Origin of the sequence: Runella sp. (assembly GCF_965279615.1) — a bacterium.
Classification (GTDB): domain Bacteria; phylum Bacteroidota; class Bacteroidia; order Cytophagales; family Spirosomataceae; genus Runella.
On sequence record NZ_OZ257252.1, the window covers coordinates 5,521,387 to 5,539,109 of the forward strand.

General features: G+C 42.5%; 9 protein-coding genes. 3 read left to right on the forward strand and 6 right to left on the reverse strand.

Features of this window, described 5'->3' with window-relative positions:
* Positions 1–361: 361 nt before the first annotated feature.
* From ACQY73_RS23280 to ACQY73_RS23295, 4 genes are all read right to left on the reverse strand, one after another.
* Positions 362–6,184 (reverse strand): SdrD B-like domain-containing protein, encoded by a 5,823-nt coding sequence (locus ACQY73_RS23280; protein WP_428655545.1) that lies wholly within the window; start codon positions 6,182–6,184, stop codon positions 362–364.
* Between the two features lie 595 nt (positions 6,185–6,779).
* Entirely contained in the window at positions 6,780–10,619 is a 3,840-nt protein-coding gene (locus ACQY73_RS23285) for an SdrD B-like domain-containing protein (protein WP_428655547.1), read from the reverse strand.
* A gap of 1,019 nt (positions 10,620–11,638) precedes the next feature.
* Positions 11,639–12,748, reverse strand: a complete 1,110-nt coding sequence (locus tag ACQY73_RS23290) for a hypothetical protein (protein WP_428655549.1) — start codon at positions 12,746–12,748, stop codon at positions 11,639–11,641.
* 10 nt (positions 12,749–12,758) lie between these two features.
* Positions 12,759–12,935 (reverse strand): hypothetical protein, encoded by a 177-nt coding sequence (locus ACQY73_RS23295; RefSeq protein ID WP_428655551.1) that lies wholly within the window; start codon positions 12,933–12,935, stop codon positions 12,759–12,761.
* Between the two features lie 477 nt (positions 12,936–13,412).
* Here ACQY73_RS23295 and ACQY73_RS23300 point away from each other — a divergent pair, with 477 nt between their 5' ends.
* The gene (locus ACQY73_RS23300; protein ID WP_428655553.1) at positions 13,413–14,189 is read left to right on the forward strand and encodes a LytTR family DNA-binding domain-containing protein; all 777 of its coding nucleotides are present in this window, start codon (positions 13,413–13,415) and stop codon (positions 14,187–14,189) included.
* Between the two features lie 7 nt (positions 14,190–14,196).
* Here ACQY73_RS23300 and ACQY73_RS23305 read toward each other — a convergent pair whose 3' ends face one another.
* The gene (locus ACQY73_RS23305) at positions 14,197–14,877 is read right to left on the reverse strand and encodes a LuxR C-terminal-related transcriptional regulator (protein WP_428655555.1); all 681 of its coding nucleotides are present in this window, start codon (positions 14,875–14,877) and stop codon (positions 14,197–14,199) included.
* 192 nt (positions 14,878–15,069) lie between these two features.
* Entirely contained in the window at positions 15,070–15,489 is a 420-nt protein-coding gene (locus ACQY73_RS23310) for a nucleoside-diphosphate kinase (protein ID WP_428655557.1), read from the reverse strand.
* 191 nt (positions 15,490–15,680) lie between these two features.
* Here ACQY73_RS23310 and ACQY73_RS23315 point away from each other — a divergent pair, with 191 nt between their 5' ends.
* Together ACQY73_RS23315 and ACQY73_RS23320 are read left to right on the forward strand one after the other, a co-directional pair.
* Positions 15,681–16,709: a DHH family phosphoesterase gene (locus tag ACQY73_RS23315; protein WP_428655559.1), complete on the forward strand. Its 1,029-nt coding sequence runs from the start codon at positions 15,681–15,683 to the stop codon at positions 16,707–16,709.
* A gap of 97 nt (positions 16,710–16,806) precedes the next feature.
* A complete protein-coding gene (locus ACQY73_RS23320) occupies positions 16,807–17,688 on the forward strand; it encodes an FKBP-type peptidyl-prolyl cis-trans isomerase (protein WP_428655562.1) in 882 nt (293 codons plus the stop codon).
* Positions 17,689–17,723: the final 35 nt, after the last annotated feature.

Consider the following 17,723-nt stretch of genomic DNA (forward strand, 5'->3'; position numbering starts at 1 on the left):
TCAAAGAATAACTGTAGTGGTTTGAGTCCATAAAAGTAGAGAATTGAGCCTATACTTGAGTATGAGTTATAGAATAGAAACATTCTCAATTATGGCTTTTAGGCATGAAACCGGAACCTTATTGGAATGTATATTTTGGTATACAAATTATATGCCAATTGTTCGTGGAGGTGGGAAATAATACCCCATTGTGATAAATAATGGCCAAAAAGAAGCTATGTCAAAAAAATAATATACTTAACTCCGGGAAGTTGAACGATAACTGATAAAAAAGGGATAATATTTCAGTTTTTTGAATTATTGGCAGGCGCATTATGCGCCTGCCAATAATGTTTAATTGCTTATTTATTAAGGTATTAAACTATTTCTTTTTAGTTTTTTTAATGGTAAACGGTATACAAAGATCTTCGGGGCAGCAATTGATCCCCGGCTCAATAACGACCGGACAGCACCCTTCCAACGGGCAGGTATTATTGCTGGAGGTGAAAGTATACGTGCCTGTATCTTGCAACAGTACTGTATTCCGGCCTGCTAATGATACGATCTCTGTGCCTGCTTTAAACCATTTAACGTTCAGGTAGTGTGCCGGAACACTTGCCTGCACTTTTTCACCCGGGCAGAGTTTAATAGGTACGGTAAAACATTGGCGATCAATGTCATCTTCTTCATCTTTTCCATTGCCCGGCGTAGAGTCCTTGTCCTTTTCGTTGGTTTTGGTGATCTCGGCCGTGTTGAAATGAACACCTTCCTGAACCGCTTTGACCTTGTAGGTCAACGTCACGGTATCACCGTTGGCGGCAATGTTGCCGATGGTCCACTTGATGACATTATTGGTCATGGATGCCGTGCCGCGGGAACCACTGAAAGAACCGTTTACGAACTGTACCGTCGTGGCGATGGAGTCGGTGACCTCTACGCCCGTGGCGTTGGCACTGAACTCATTCCATACTTTCACCGTGTAAGTCAGGGTATCCCCCACCTGAGCGATCTTTTTATTGATCAGCTTCTTGAGGGCCAAATCCACCTGACAATCCAGGGCCGTCACGATGATGGCCGTGCGGGGCTGATTGATACAGCCGCCCGTTCCGCCCGACAGCTCGACAAAGAACGTATCGGTGGCGGCGATGCTGCCCGCCGGTTTGTAGGAAAGTCCCGAGGCCAGGCTGTTTCCGCCGGTGGCATTGGCAAACCAGTTCACATTGACCCCGTTGGTGTTGGCGCCGATGAGGGTGATCTTCAAGGTCGGCAGGGTATCTCCCTTGCAGGCCGTGGCGTTAGGGGTCAGCAGGTTGACCTGCGGACAGCTGCAATCGGGGGCAATGATGGTCGTGTCGTATTTACAGTTGGCTCTCAAACTGTCGGTGATGATCAGGTTGGTGCCGTTGGGAATACCCGTGACGGTGTAAGGATTGCTTCCCGAAAGTGTCCCGGCATTGACCTTCAGATGGCCTTTTTTGTTGGCAATTGAGAAGGCAACGCTGTAGACGGTGGCCGTCGGTGAGCAGACCGGCGTGGTGGTAAAGTTCCAGAGGGGTTTGACACAGGGGATGATCAGACCGGCATCAATGGTGGGATTGTCTTTGGCAATGCCGGTTGCTAAGGTATTGATGACAATGACAGGACTTTCGCCGGTGGTGGGGTTAAAGTCGGAATCATTGGTGTCGGTACCACCGCCTGTGCTTACATCCTGTTTTGGCGTAATTTGGCAGGTATCGGGCAAGCTGCTCAACACAATTTTGACTTTATAATTGCCTGAATCGAGTCCGGTGAAGCTGTAAATGCCATTGGCATCGGTGGTATCGGTGGCCAGAACGGCGTTGTTGGTACTGTTGAGGAGTTGCACGATAACACCTTTGACGCCGGGTTCGCCCTGCTCCTGAATACCGTTATCGTTGATATCTTTCCAGATAAAGTCACCGATGGAGCCTTTGAGACAGTTTTTGGTTTCGACGGCGAGGGTATCGGCGCAGCCGGTGGTGGCATTTTTGAGGATGAATTGATACGTCCCCACGACATCCATTCCGGTGACGACACCTGTAGAGGCATTGATAGTAACCGCTTTGGGCGTGCTGCCGAGTTGTGACCAGGTTTCGCCGTTGGCGGCATTAGGCAAATCTACGGTGCCGATGGTATTACAGATGGCATTGCCGCCGGTGATGTCATTGCCTGCATTTGGTTTGGCATTGACCACGAGTTGGACAAAGGCCGTGTCTTTACAAGTGGTAGCATTATCCGTAATGACAACGGCAAAGTAGTGTACTCCCAAAGTCGTGATGGTTGGAGCTGTAGGTAAAAATGTGTTGGACGTCTGGCCATTAATGGCCGTTCCAAAACTTGATGTTGAATCAGCCAGAGGACCGAACCATACATAACTTACCCCGGTATTTGGCGAAGCAATAAATGCTTGAGGAGTTTGGCCGACGCAAATATCCTGTTTTTTGAGCGTGATTGAGGCTATAGGGCGAGGTGTAACGGTTACTTTGACGGTGTCGCTACATGCGGCTTGCCCTTTATATGTCAAAATAAAGTAGTAGTTTCCGGCGCTGCTGAGTCCGGTAACTACTCCGGTAGCGGCGTTGATGGAAGCCGATGTGTTGGCAGGTTGACTTCCTTTACTCCAGACTTCGCCGGTTCCGGCATCTTTGAGATTCACGGTTAAGGTTCCCTGACAAACAGTTACATCCGCATCCGCAACGGGTTTGAGGCAGGGGACGTACAAACCGGCATCGATGGTGGGATTATCTTTCGCGATGCCTGTTCCTGAGGTATTGATAACAATAACAGGGCTTTCTCCCGTAGTTGGATTGAAATCGGAATCATTGGTATCGTTTCCGCCTCCTGTGTTTACATCCTGCTTAGGACTGAGCTGACAGGTATCGGATAAACTGCTTAACACGATCTTGACTTTATAACTGCCGCTTGCCAAATTGGGAAATCCATAGATTCCGTTAGCATCGGTGGTATCGGTGGATAAGACAGCGTTGTTGGTGCTGTTCAACAATTGGATAATCACCCCTTTAACTCCTTTTTCAGATGGCAGATCCTGAATACCGTTGTCGTTGGCATCTTTCCAAACCAAGTCGCCGATGGAGCCTTTGGCGCATGTAGTTTTTTGTAGAATAATGGTAGTGTCTTTATAGCAGCAGATACCGTTATATAATCTCACAACAAAGGTATCAGCGGTTGCGGTAGGATTTGCAAGTCCGGAAATAACGATGCTGTCGCTTGTGACGGTGGTTGCAGCGGCATAAGCAGCTCCTGTAAATACAGGTCCTTTTGAATAAGAATATTTATCAGTATAGTTGAAACCTGTAACTTTGATTTTAGCGTCATTGTTCGCGGTAAGACCGGTGCAGGTTGCAGGGGTTACAACGATTTTTTCGTCAGCAGGAAAAAGGCAATAAAAACCGGCATCAAAGGTATGATCGACTGTGCCCGGAACGCCCGTTGTTACTTCTATCGTAGGGTAATTGCCGCCTGCAATGCTTGTTTTAGCAGCATCGCTATCATTTAGGTCGTTTCCGGTGTTGGCCGTCGCGTCTTTTTGGGTAAGTAAAAATTTGCCTAAACCTGCTATTTTTAATGTATCACCTTCAGTAGTCATTTGGCCGCTTCCAACTACTAATTTGTACGCCGTAGTCGGTAAAAGTATTGTGTCAGCTCCGGTTCCTGACCATGTTCCGGCCACGATCTTAGATTTACTGCTGAAATAATACTCGCCATTAGTATTGGTTTTAGTGGTGGCGATGAGCGTAACTCCTTTATATAGTGAGACGTTTACATCTTTCAACGCTTTTTCGCAGGCACCCTGAACACCATCCCTGTCGGTATCGATCCATACTCGGTTGCCTATTTCCAACGTTGTTAAAATATCACAGTTCAAATCAGGTTCTCCTAAACCGCTTGCTTTGGCAAAAGTTCCGGGAGCGCTTGCATTGTAAACTACATAAGAGTTATCAGCATGTCCTGTAGTGTTATTCCAAACCTTAACCCCTCCCGAGTTAGGCGAAGCCTTAAAGGGGTCAATGGTTGTTCCCAATACTTGGCCGCTGCCGGGTTTAAGGGCAAGACCTCCCAAAGCAAGTTCTGTATGCGCATATTTGGTACCATCGTTGTAATTGTCGTCATAAAATTCTCCAAAGCCCGGACCTTGATTGTTGTTTTGACCTACTCCGGTGGCCGGGCCGACCTGCCCGTTGTTTTCCAATATATATGTACCGTTTGAGAAAAATGCCCGAAGAATATCACCTGAAGCCGGATTGACTTTATATAAAGTGTCTGATACTCCCGTGGGTGGATAGTTATCAAAACCGCCTTGTATCCCGGTCCGATCAGCAAAACCCAAAACCATAGAGCCGTCTATGTCAAAATCAATATCGGATAAAATGGGCTGAGGGCGAACCAAGCTCAGCGACTTCGGATTATTGCTGATCGGAATGACCATCTTTTTGAAATTATCCGTCCAAGCGTACCAACCGGTACTGTCCACTCCGGCGGCACCGGTTGAATTTAGCGGCGAAATTCCGTATCCTTTTGGATATGTAAGCGGAAAATCAAAAACCTGACTGAATGTGTTACCACTTAGTGCATACACATAAGCGCGCAGATTTGATTTATTTTGCGATGTATAGGCATCACATACAAGTCCAACGTATACTTTATTATCATATACTTTTACCGCCCAAGGCCTCACTTCACCTCCTACACAACCGGGGTCAGGAAGGGTGTACGATTGCACATCTGCTGCCGTAGGTTTGGTGTGGGAAGAATTGTAGGCAGAGATATTCATACTGTAAAGTTTTTTGTCGTGCAGGTTGGTAAACCAAAGCTTACTCCCGTCTTCTGCCACTTCCAAACCGCCGATACCCACTTTGCCTATTTTATAAAAAGCAGCCGAGTCAACACTTGGTTTTGTTTTATCAGAAATAAGACCTCGGCCAACGGAATTGTTGGCCGGTATGGAACCCACATTGATGTTAAGGTCGGCTGCCACATCTACAAAATCTTCCGTGGTATAACTTCCGCCTGATGTATGCGTTACGTAAATTCCGCCAAGTCCCAGAGGACCCAGCCCTGAATGACGGTGTAAATTGGCCGCCAAAAACAAGTCCTTTGTAAAACGATTGTATCCTAATCCCCATACGGTACCGATCTCTTTAGCCGCCGCCATATGTGCCATTCCTGCAAAAGTGTTAGAGTTTACGCCGTAAGGAATACTTACCAACACATCGGCGTTTCCTGATGAATTGGCCGTGTTATCGAATACGAGTGGGTCACCGTAGACATAACATGGGAGAAAGACGTTTACATTGTCTTGGCAATAATTAAGTGGGTTTATAATTCCCAAATTTGCATCACACGTAGCCTGTTCGATAAACTGTACCGTAGTTGCGTTGCCTGTTCCCCAAATGGTTGAACTGTTCAGGCCCGTTAATCCGCTGAATTCAATGCGTACCGGATACTTTATGGAAGCGGAATTAAAAGCATATTTACCGGAAGCATCCGTTTTGACGGGACCATAGACCGCTCCCGCGCAATCAATGGCGGTAACACCAATGTCGGCAACTCCGGAGGTTTCCGCATTATCTTTATTTCCGTTACTGTTAAAATCTCTATATACGGTTCCTCCTAACTGATTGACTCCACAGACAATAGGTTGGCATGCTGCCGGAGCAGCATATGGGCTTGTTGCTGAGCAACTTGGATTGCCCACAAATGCCGCCGATATAGATCCCGGGGTACCATCGGCATCAATTTGAAAAGAAACTACCTGAGGCGAAACGATTACTTGATGTCCGTACAAAAAGCCGGGAGCATACGTAGGAGGCTGAGGATAAGCTACCAAAATTCTGCCCGGTTTAATATACCGTATCTGAGTCCCCAATTGTACTCTGATACTGTCATTGGCAGGTGCTCCCGACCAAGCTACTTCTACACTGACGGTCGCTTTACTTTGTCCGCCGATAAAATAGCACCCGGATACCGTGACTTTATCAATACTTACATCACATTGCGCGTATGCCTGTGTGCTTAGCAGCCCCAAAAAGATCAAGATCAATGTTATAAAATAATGCTGAAAAGCAAACAACCCTACCTGCTTTACATCATTTCTTTTTGGGACCGAACCATTGACACTTTGGCTTGAAAAGATACTATAAGCGAAAAAATGATAGATTTTTTTCATATCTAATGAATAATATATACCTAAACTTTTTTTTAGGGTAGTTTTCTCAATTCAACAATTATACCAATATGGTGTTTTATATGTATTTTTTGATTGTGTTGAAAAAAGCCATTGACTGAGAAGAAGAGAAGTGAAATAAGAAGAAGTGTAAAGAAAGTGGCTAAATAAGGCTTAATTGGCACTTTTGCCAACTCTGTTTTTGAAAAGAGCGTGCTTCGAGGTGTATTGCTTGTAAATAATGGCCTACTTTACGCCTGATAATACTATACTTGATATATTTTTATTTGTTATTTTAATATGACTTTTTTTATTAATTGGTATAGAACTTGTAAGTAGGCAAAAATGGATAACGAGCATAGCGTTTTATCACTAAAAAGAAGATATCGTAATTATAAAAATCAGATTCTTGGTTAGATTGAGGCGAAGAAAGAGGATCGGAAAACGAAACCCTACAGAGATATCTATTGAATAAGCATTGAAAAGATGCTTTTATTTTATGTGAATTAAGAGGTGATTATATTCTGATTTATTTAATGGTCTATCACAAAAAAAGAGCCCATCAAGGGCTCTTTTTTTGTGATAGACCGATTGAATATTAAATTTTCTTCCCTGCTTTTTTGGATTGTTGAATCGTAAACGGCACGCACAGATCTGCGGGGCAACAGTTGTCACCGGGTTCAATAATGATGGGACAACATCCCTCCGCAGGACAGGTATTATTGGTAGCTGTGAAGGTATACGAGCCTGTTTCACTCAATAATACTTCATTGCCCTGGGCTATGGCGCTTTGAATGCCTGCCTTAAACCACTGTACATTTGTATATTTTGTTGGTACATTTACCTGTACTTTTTCGTCGGCACAAAGCTTAATAGGTACCGTAAAACATTGGCGGCCTAAATCATCTTCGCTTTCATTGCCATTGCCGGGTGTGGAATCTTTATCCTTTTCATTGGTCTTGCTGATTTCGGCGGTATTAAAATGAAGGCCTTCCTGCGTAACTTTAATTTTATAGGTCAGGGTGACAGTATCTCCGTTGGCCGCAATGTTGCCGATGTTCCATTTAATAACGTTAGCACTAATGGAAGCCGAGCCGCGTGAGGCACTAAAAGAGCCGACAATAAATTGAACGCTTGTTGCGATGCTGTCGGTCACTTCAACTCCCGTGGCGTTGGTGGTAAACTCATTCCATACTTTAATGGTATAGGAAACTGAATCTCCGATATGGGCAATTTTAGTACTTATGCTCTTTTTAAGCGCAAGGTCAACTGCGCAATCCTGAACAGTAATGATTACAGGAGTACGGACCGGGTTGGTACAAAAAGGTGTCGTATTGGTAAGTTCTACATAAAATGTGTCTGTTGCTGCAGCGATACCGGCAGGTTGAAAACTTAAAGTAGTTGCAAGTGCCGAACCGCCCGAGGGTGTATTGTACCAAGCTACGCCGATTCCGTTTACATTAGACCCAAAAACCGCTGTTTGCAAGGTAGGAAAAAGAGAATCTTTGCAAACCGTTGCATTGGGAGTAAGAATCATAAGCTGGGGACACTCGCAATCCGGAGCGGTGAAAGTCGTATCAAATTTACATACCGCGGATAAACTGTCAGTAACGATTAAATTAACATGATGAGGAATGCCCGTAACCGTATAAGGATTACTGCCGGAAAGTGTTCCTGTATTTACTTTAATGACACCATTTTGGTTGGCTACCGAAAAGCTGACACTATAAACAGCCGTTGTTGGAGAACATACCGGGGCAGATGAAAGAATCCATTGAGGTAGCTTGCAGGGAACAACAACGGCACAGTCAATCGTCGGATTATCTTTATTGATTCCCCCTTTGGTCGCATCAATCACGATGGATTGACTTAATCCGGTAACGGCGTCAAAATCTGAATCTAAACTGTCAGATATCCCCGCAGCATTTTGAACACCGCTGATGATCAGACCTGAGGGAATAGACGCCGCAATAATTTTTACTAAATACGTACCGTTCTCAAGACTGTCAAAAGAATAAAAACCATTGCTGTCGGTAGTATCGGTAGCTAAAACAACATTGGCATTAGTAAGAAGTTGCACAATTACTCCCTGCACGCCCGTTTCACCCGAATCCTGCTGACCGTTATAGTTGAGATCATTCCAGACAAAATCTCCTAAAGAGCCTAATTGCGGCGTGAAGCCCGCATCTGCCTTAAAATCATTTTGACCGGCACTTCGTGTAGTAAATGTAAATTTCAAATTGACGCCATCCGGTGCAAAATCAGAATCTATATGATCGGCAATATTGTTTGGAATAGTAGGCAGAAAGCCCAACAATGCCGGTTGCGTAGCAAAGCCGCCGATTTTAAGAATGTATTTGGTGTCGGGTTTTAAGCCAATTTGGTACTTTATGTAAGATGGGCCGCCTGCCGTTGTTGCTGATGAAAAGTAATATTGCCCTCCGTTGCCGGATTGTACGCTTGCCAACGCAGTCCCGTTGGAATCACAAAGGGTTACCGTAACGCCGTCAATTCCGACTTCATTGGCATCCTGTATACCGTTTTTATTTTTATCATTCCAAATTCTATTGCCTATTTCAATCGGCTGGGGAGCGCATATAAGCTCTAAATCTCCCAAACCGTTTGCTTTTCCGAAGCCAAATTCAGTATCATCGTATAAAATAGCTCCCCCGTTTGGATTTGGGTCGGCTCCTGTTGCATTACCGTCTTTATTCCCGTTGGCATTGATGAGGCGTTTGAGCCCTCCGGTATTTTGTATATTGATAGGATTGATGGCTGTCATAGCCAATTTACCACTTCCCGGCAATAGTGCCAAGCCTGCCTGAGAACTCATTTCATGGTTAGCACCGTCCGCAGGGCGGTCTCCCCAATAGTATTTTCCGCCGCCTATTCCCTGTGCATCAGTTTGTTGAGTGGATGCCGTACTTCCACAAACTGAGCCATTATTTTCAATGATCCAAGTCCCGTTGGGACCGCATGGTCCTGCTCTCAGTACTTCACCGGGACCGATAACGGTGACGAACGTCGTGTCACCCTGAAGAGGGTATCTGTTTCTGAAACCCATTTGATCTGCATAACGATCTCTGATACCAACGATCATAGAGCCATCTACGTCAAATTCAATGTCGGTTAACCATGCTTCCGGATATGTTGAAAAATTATTATCTCGGTCCGGGAATAAATAAGGCAGCGGTATCCACGGGCGCCATCTTGTTCCCCGAGCGTCTCCATCTGCCGGAGGGACGTCAGCATTGGAGGCTCCTTTTAAATACGTCAGCGGAAAATGAAGTACTTGGGTAAAGTTACCGTTTTCAAAGGCATAGACCGTAGCGTCTAATCCCGTGCTGTCGCTTTTGTCAAGCGCATCTTCGCGTGTACATACAACACCTACGTATACTTTATTCCGGTAGTATTTTGTTGCAAACGGACGATAACTTTGTCCGTTGCAAGGATTAGGAATACTATAAGAAACGGTATCTTTTGTTGCGATATTCAGTGAATAAAGTTTACGATTTTGAAGATTGGTCAGCCAAAGTGTTTTCTCGTCATCGGAGATATCAATACCTCCTATCCCAACCTTTCCAACGGCGTCATAAGCGGGAATATCATAGCTGTCAAGGCGAGCGTTGGCCGTAATGCTGTCGGGTAAATCTGTATGCATATCAACCCCGGCGCTTGCGCCGAAATTGAAAAATTCAGTAGTGGTATTTGAGATAAGGTCAGTAATGAAAATAGCGCCGGGGCCGTGTTGGGTAAATCCTACATGCCGTTTAGTGAAGGCAGAAGTAAAAATTTGGGCGGTTTCGCGTTTATGAGCAATCCCCCAAACAGAACCGACATCTTTGACGAAGGCGTGATAGGAAACCACTTTGGTCGGTTCAGTTACTTCGAACGGAAGTCCTACCAATACCGGTAGGTCATTCAGCGGAGTAGTAGCAGCGTTGACCGCTGCAAAACAGGCCGTTACGGTTTGAGGGTTTTCTGTATCACAATAATGATTAGGGTAATTGATCCCTAAATCAACACCGGTAGAATTTCCTGCAACAAACTGAACGGAAGTATTGCTGCCTGTCGGGTTGAACGGCCCTTCGTAGTCACCAACCAAAAAATCTTTGAATTCGATGCGTAACGTGTCTGAAGTAGGAGCATTTGCGAGTGTATAAGTACCATCAGGAGCAGTCCGGGTTGAATCGGCCAATGTACCATCCTTTTTATAGGCACAGACCAGAATATTTTTTACCCCTATTTCATTAAAGGTTGCAGTGTTTGTTTTAAGGCCGTCGGCGTTAAAATCTCGGTAAACGGTCCCCTTAATGGTTTGTGCTTTTACCCTAGTACCTGTGATACAACAAATAAAAATACTTGAAAGAATAAAAAAAACGACAAAACTCCCTCTCTTCACCCCTTTGAAGAGTACATACTCGTACAAAGCCCCCATAGCTCAATGTTTGTTTGTGAAATTTCTTGCCCGGAAATTTAAAGAAAAGCTGTATTTCCCTTTTGTTAGAATTTTTGAAGCAATAAATATACCATATCTCGTCTGAGAGACTAAATGTAGGGCTAGTTTTTAGATAAAAAATGGAAAAGAAAACATTTTTTCTTTTCTGAGAAGAAACAACAGGGAGTTGGTATGATTTCCCTTACCCTTATATTACTGAAATATAAGACAAACACAAGGTAACAATAACCGTACCAAAGGAGGATTTAGTCGATTATTTTCATTAAGTCCGGCTAAAATTGGTTGATAAGAAGGCTTAAAAAGGGAGAGGGGGCAGTATTTTAAGCTTTTTATGAACCAATTAAGTAACCTATTACTACAAGTTGGTGGGCAATCCTACCGGTAGCTTGTTAAATAAAGTATCAATTATTATACCAAAAGTGTAATTCTTTACTCAAATTTCTGATTTTTTTGCCAATACGCTTATTTTTCGCCGAATGCGAATCGTTTTTCAATGGCATACTCTACTATGTTCTTTTGCTTTTCGATAAAAGTTTTTACTATTAAAGCAGGGCTAAAATAACGCACTCTCATGCGGTTTCGGGAGAAGAATGAACAGTCTATAAACAACATGACCTCGTCTCATGAAGACGAGGCCAATGCTACACACTTTACCCTACTTTGAAAATATTTTTAAGCTACCTTAGCAGGTATCTTTAATGCCTTTCATAACATTGAGTACAGCCCATATAAAAATGCTCATTTAAGAGTTTTTTTCGACTGTGATTTCAACCACTAAATTACTGTGATTTTAAACATGTACAGCACCGATTTGGTGTAAAAAGCCGTGAATCCTAACTATTGGCCGGTGAAATGACTATAAAAGACCGTGAAATGACTATATTCATAGGTGAAATTTACTCCGAAGTCAGAATTTTTCCGGCTGGTTTTTGGTAAAAATAAAAAAAACCTCGACTTGCCGAGGTTTTTTTGGGATATCAATATGGTATATTTATGGCTTAAATCAGGATACCCTGTCTTACCAACTCTTTAAAAATAAACTTTCCAAGAGCTTGTTTTGGGTTGACAAACGGTGGTTTTAAAAGATAATTCTTTAAGCCGTCAGAAATTTCGTAAGTAGAATAAAGTACTTTGTCAAACAAGACAGGTGCGTCCTGTAATTCAAAGATACTGTACCTGCTGAAATTGAATTCATAATGAACTCTCTTATAGGCAGAGTTGGGAGGTGTTTGTACTGTATCTTCCCGATTTATTAACGCATTATGGATATAATTCCATCCTTCCCATTGTTCAGGATAAGAAGCAACGTATTTAGCGAAGAAATCAAAAAGATATTGTAAGGTTTTGGTTGAAAACTCTTCCCGGGATATTCCCGCTTGAGCCTTGATCGGTTCACCGGCGTAAAGCATATTGCTACGGTCGGGCTTGCGATATGAAACAACAGGAACGAGTGGCACCCCGGTAAGATAACTAAGGTAGGTCATGCCTTTCCTTGCGTTAATTTTTTGACTTAAAAAGTCTACCGGGTCTAATTTTTCTTCGCCGGAACCTGTATTGCCATCCATATATACTAAAAGAGATCGTCCTGATTTAAGTTCTCGGATCAATTTTAACAATATTTGGGGGTCTTCGGCATTAAGTACACTCACTTGGCTGGTAGTATCGTATTTCTCTTTCATCCGAGCTGTATAGCTCATCATGGATTCAAGTTGTTTACTATACACATCCTGCCTTACAATGGTGGAAAAGTTGTGACCCATACGGATAAGCAGATTAGCTATGATCCGGTAAGAGCCTAAATGAAATGTGCAAAAAATTTGCGGAGTATTTGCGGATTTTAGCGCTTTAATGTTTCCTTTGACATCACAGAAATCACCAATTTGTAGTAAATTGCGTTCAAAACTTTCAAAAGCCAGATTCGTTAACAAGCTTTTGAAAAGATCAAGATGCTCTGATTGGGGTATTTCCGGGAGAAAGTTGGTAAGGTTAGCCGAAAAAATTGCAAACCTTACCGTAAACCCTTCCTCTTCGTGTAAATTCACTCGGTTGAGCGCGTCTTCACAGTCAAGAAGTGCACGTTTATAATTAGCTAAATCCGAGGCTCTCATGCGATAAGAATTAAAGCGCTAATGATTTTTCAGCTTGTTTTTCCATAGAAATACCGTAGCAAGAAGCCATTGGATCTTTTTCACCAAAGTTCAAAATGCGGCTTGATTCATTTTTTGCATAAAATTTTCCTTCTTTGATAAAAGAATTTAACGCTTTTTTTGGTTGGATGCTAAATAAGTTTTTCATTGCCTTTGTTATTAATAAAATTAGTGAAACAATTAGTTATAAAATTTTGATATTCAGTGCTTTATATCGAAAGATTAGTATGTCTTTTTCTCTTTAATCTTTTGACAATACAAAGGTACAGCGCGAATATCTTGCAGGGTATCCGTACTAATTGCTATATTTGTAATGGTTTATAGTCACTATTGACTATTTTTTGCCTTACTGTGGTAGTCAAATAGTAATAATTGAAGTAGTAATTCGGTAGTGTAGAGCGTTTTTATTAAAATGAGTTCACTAACTCTGACTCGATCTCTTTATAGAAGTCCACAAAATGGATTGATATTTTTGCTGGTTATAGTCCTATTCTTCGAAATTATAGGGTGGGCTATTTCGCCGCAGAATAAGCTATATACTTACAGTTCGTACCAGACTCTTTTTTCGTATTTAAAAAATCTGTTTTTGGGGTTATTAGCCCCGGAGTTTTGTACACTATATATAATGGTGTTTTTGATTGATGCTTTTCACCGTTTTCTCGGAATTCGAAAGATCAATATCAATTTCTCGTCCATGATCAAATACGAGGCTTCTTTTCTTCCTTTATTCGTTATTTCCTTTTTTCTTTTCTTTCCTATTACATTACATGTTCGCTTTTTGCTGAGAGAATTTCCGCATTATTCATTGAACAGGTACATCGATCTGTATGTTTTTCAAGGATTTACGCTACAGACTTACCTGATGTATTTACCATTTGTTGTATTGTTAGGCTATATTTTAGTGAACGCGGCCTTAGTAAAAGATTTTTTAGACAGTGGCGATCCTTCTCCCGTGAGTATTCCGCCCGTATCACCTTCTACTAATGTTGTTCCTGCCATACAACTCCCGCCGCCGCCTGTTGCAGAAGCGGTTATTGAAAAAGCGGATGTTTACCCGCGAGTCATCGAAGCAAAAACGGGTACCGGTGATGTCTATTTAAAGTTGGAAGAATGCTACTACTTCGAAACAGATGAAGAACGTTATTACGTAATACATCCTAAAGGTCGGTTTAGGGTTATGAAGCCATTGTCTATTTTGGAAGAAGAACTAAACCCCCTGCATTTCTTTAGGGTCCATCGCAGTTATATAATTAATCTGGACCATCTTGATAGTTATATTTACTGGGAAAAAGGTAAATATATTGTGTATATCAAGACAGTCTCAGAAATCAAAGAGATGATGATGTCTCGCCAACGTTTTCCTGCCTTCAAAGATGCTCTTGCCGCCAATCGAAGCCGGTAATCATTCTCTACAGTGTATTTATATGTGATTTGATCTGTAAGCCAAACTTCAGGAGTTGGCGGTTACTGTCAAGCCCGAGCTTATGAATCAGGTTCTGCTTGTGATTGGCTAATGTACGATAGCTGATGCAAAGAGAATCAGAGATTTCGTAACCTGTCAAGCCTTCAGTTACTAAATAAAGCACCTGTTTTTCTCGCTTGGTCAATGTCTGAAGTTTTTGCTGCGTATCGCTGTCAATTTCATTCAAGCCTTGCTTCTTGATCAGATCCTTAAATCCATCGCTGTAATATTTGGATTGGGTCTGAATGTAAAGCAGGCATTTGTAGAGCTCTTCCAGGCGATCTTCTGAATATAGATATCCCTGAAAATTAGCGTCAAGCGCTTTGGTCAGTTCTTTCGAATTGGAGTTGTTAAAGTACAGAACCAATTTAGGGGGACTGGAGGATTCTGATAATTCCTTCAATAAATGATTGGTTTCTTTTCCAATCAAGTTGGCCTCTACAATAACACATTTTGGCTTTTTGGTATGAATTTTTTGGATAAGATCATCCAATTCATTGGCGCGGCCCACTACGTCAAATCCTTCTCTTTCCAAAAGTTTGCTTAGCACTTCGCACGAAAAAGGTTCCTCTTTGGCTACCAATACAGAAGAGTCTACCTTGCGCATTCGCATTTCGTTGTTTTTCATAGTCGTTTTATGGGGATAATTCAATCGGTTTGGGTTGAAGATACGTTAATGAATTGACAAAACGCAAATTTTTTCCGTGAATCCTACTTTTTTATCCGTGAAATGACTATAAATGTAATGTTTCACGAAAAACCCATAAAAAAACCCCATCATTGATGAGGTTTTTTGGGATATTCCCAATTTTAAAAAACATTAAAACTGTTCTGTCTTTGAAAAATAAAAACTGCCTTCAAGGCCTGCATTTTCGTCAGAGTCTGAACCGTGGACGGCATTGGCTTCAATAGACTTTGCAAACAATTTTCGGATCGTACCTTCGGCCGCCTGAGCAGGATTGGTTGCGCCGATCAACGTGCGAAAGTCAGCTACGGCGTTGTCTTTCTCTAAGATAGCTGCATAGATAGGGCCGGAAGACATATAGCTGCATAGGTCGTTGTAAAAAGGACGCTCAGCATGTACTGCATAAAATTCGCCGGCACGTTCTTTGGTCAGTAATGTTTTTTTCAGGGCTACGATTCGAAATCCGGCCTCTTCAATTATTTTCAAAATGGCTCCTGAATTACCGTCCGCTACTGCGTCCGGCTTAATCATAGTGAATGTTCGGTTGGTTGTCATTGTTGGTTCTTTTGGTAGTTATAAAACGATTTTCGAGCGGCAAGCCGCCCATGTTTCATAGGAGGATCTATTTTTCAGATGCATAACGTTGATTAATAAAGAATAGGTATTCTCCTAAAAAACGCCGCAAAATTAGGAAGTCTATGCGGCTTTCGGAAACATTTCGACGAAAGTTACTAACTTTGCGGGCTATGCAACAGTGGAACGCCTTTTACGAGCTGATTAATTCGGGTTCAAAACATTTTGTTATACTCACTCACCAAAACCCGGATGCCGATGCTATTGGGTCTTCTTTGGGGTGGAAATTGTACCTTCAGAAAAAAGGACACATAGCTACGGTTATTATTCCTAACGAATGTCCTTCAAATTTACGTTGGATGCCTGACTTCGCTGAAGTGGTTACGTTTGACCAAAATGCCCAGACCATTGCTCAATCCAAAAAATTTTTACAGGATGCAGACGTTGTTTGTTGTTTAGATTTTAATGCTTTGCACCGTATCAAAGGCTTGGGCAGCTTGGCTCAAAGCTCAAAGGCAACCAAAGTATTGATCGATCATCATCTCGAACCCGAATCCTTTGCGGATTTTGTGTTTTCGGATACGAGCAAAGCAGCCACAGCCCAATATATTTTGGAAATTATCCAACAATTAGGGGATGGCGAGTTGGTTGATAAACCAATGGCGGAATGCTTATATGCAGGAATAATGACCGATACCGGCTCGTTCAGACATGGAAGTACTACTCCGGAAGTGCACCTTGCCGTGGCTGAATTGATGAAAACGGGCCTGAACGTAAACTATGTGCATCGGGCTATTTTCGATAATAATTCGATTGGAAGAACACGTTTGCTTGGGTATGTATTGTCTGAAAAGCTAACATGGTTGCCCGAATATCGCACCGTTTACATGACCATTTCGATGGACGAACTCAAACGATTTAATTCAGGGATCGGTGATACCGAAGGAATTGTCAATTTTGGCCTTTCGCTCGAAAACGTAGTCATGTCGGTATTGCTCATTGAACGCCGCGATGAAATAAAACTTTCGTTTCGTTCGGTAGAGGATTTTTCGGTGCGTGAACTGGCCAATAAATATTTTTCCGGTGGAGGACATAAAAATGCTTCGGGGGGGCGCACCTGCTCAAGTTTGACGGAAACGGTAAATTTACTTTTATCCGTGTTGCCGGAATACCAAACTCAACTTTTAAACGTTGAGAAATAGTTTGGTTTTCAAAGCCTTACCTAAATGAATCATTAAATAACAATAAATTCAGTAACAAATAACGGATAACAATTAACTGTGCAAGAGCACTTATTTCATGAAATTTAAATCAATACTTTCTTTTTTAGCGGCGGGAGCCTTGCTTGCTGCGTGTAACAATCGCGTCAGTGTAAGCGACACAGGCTTGAAATACCAAATTCATGATCAAAAAGGCGAAGGCCGTAAACCAAAGATCGGTGACATCATGACGGTACAATTGGTACTGAAAAACAGCCGCGATTCGGTCTTACGAAATACCTATAAAGAAGGTCGCCCTCTTCAAGTGATGCTTCAAACACCTCCTTTTAAAGGCTCCTTCGAAGAAGGACTGGCGATGCTTTCAAAAGGTGACAGCGCATCGTTTTTTGTAAGTGCTGATTCGCTCTTTACGCGTATGATGCAACCGCTTCCCGCAGGAATTGCCAAAGGAACGGATATTCAATTTACGGTTAAAGTAATTGAAGTTCAGAACGAACAGGAGTTCCAGAAAGGACAGGCGGCTGCTCGCGAAGGACAGGTAAAAGCGGATGCAAAAATCATTGATGCCTACGTAGCTAAAAATTCTCTCAAAACAGTTGAAACGCCATCGGGGTTAAATTACGTAATAGTAAAAGAAGGAGACGGTGTGAAGCCTGTTGCCGGCAATATGGTATCTGTCCATTATGTAGGTAAGCTGTTGGACGGTAAAGAATTTGACAGTTCTTACAAAAATCCACAAAGCGGTGGCAAGCCGGTAGACTTCCCAATTGGTCAGGGAATGGTTATTCCGGGTTGGGAAGAAGGAATCATGAATATGCGAAAAGGTGGTAAAAGTACGTTTATTATACCATCAAGCTTAGCGTATGGCGAAGCCGGTTCACCGGGCACCATTCCACCAAATTCTGTATTGGTATTTGAAGTTGAGCTTGTTGACGTAAAGAACGCTCCAAAACAGCAATAAACAGTGATACGTGAATAGTGATCAGAGAGTCGTTT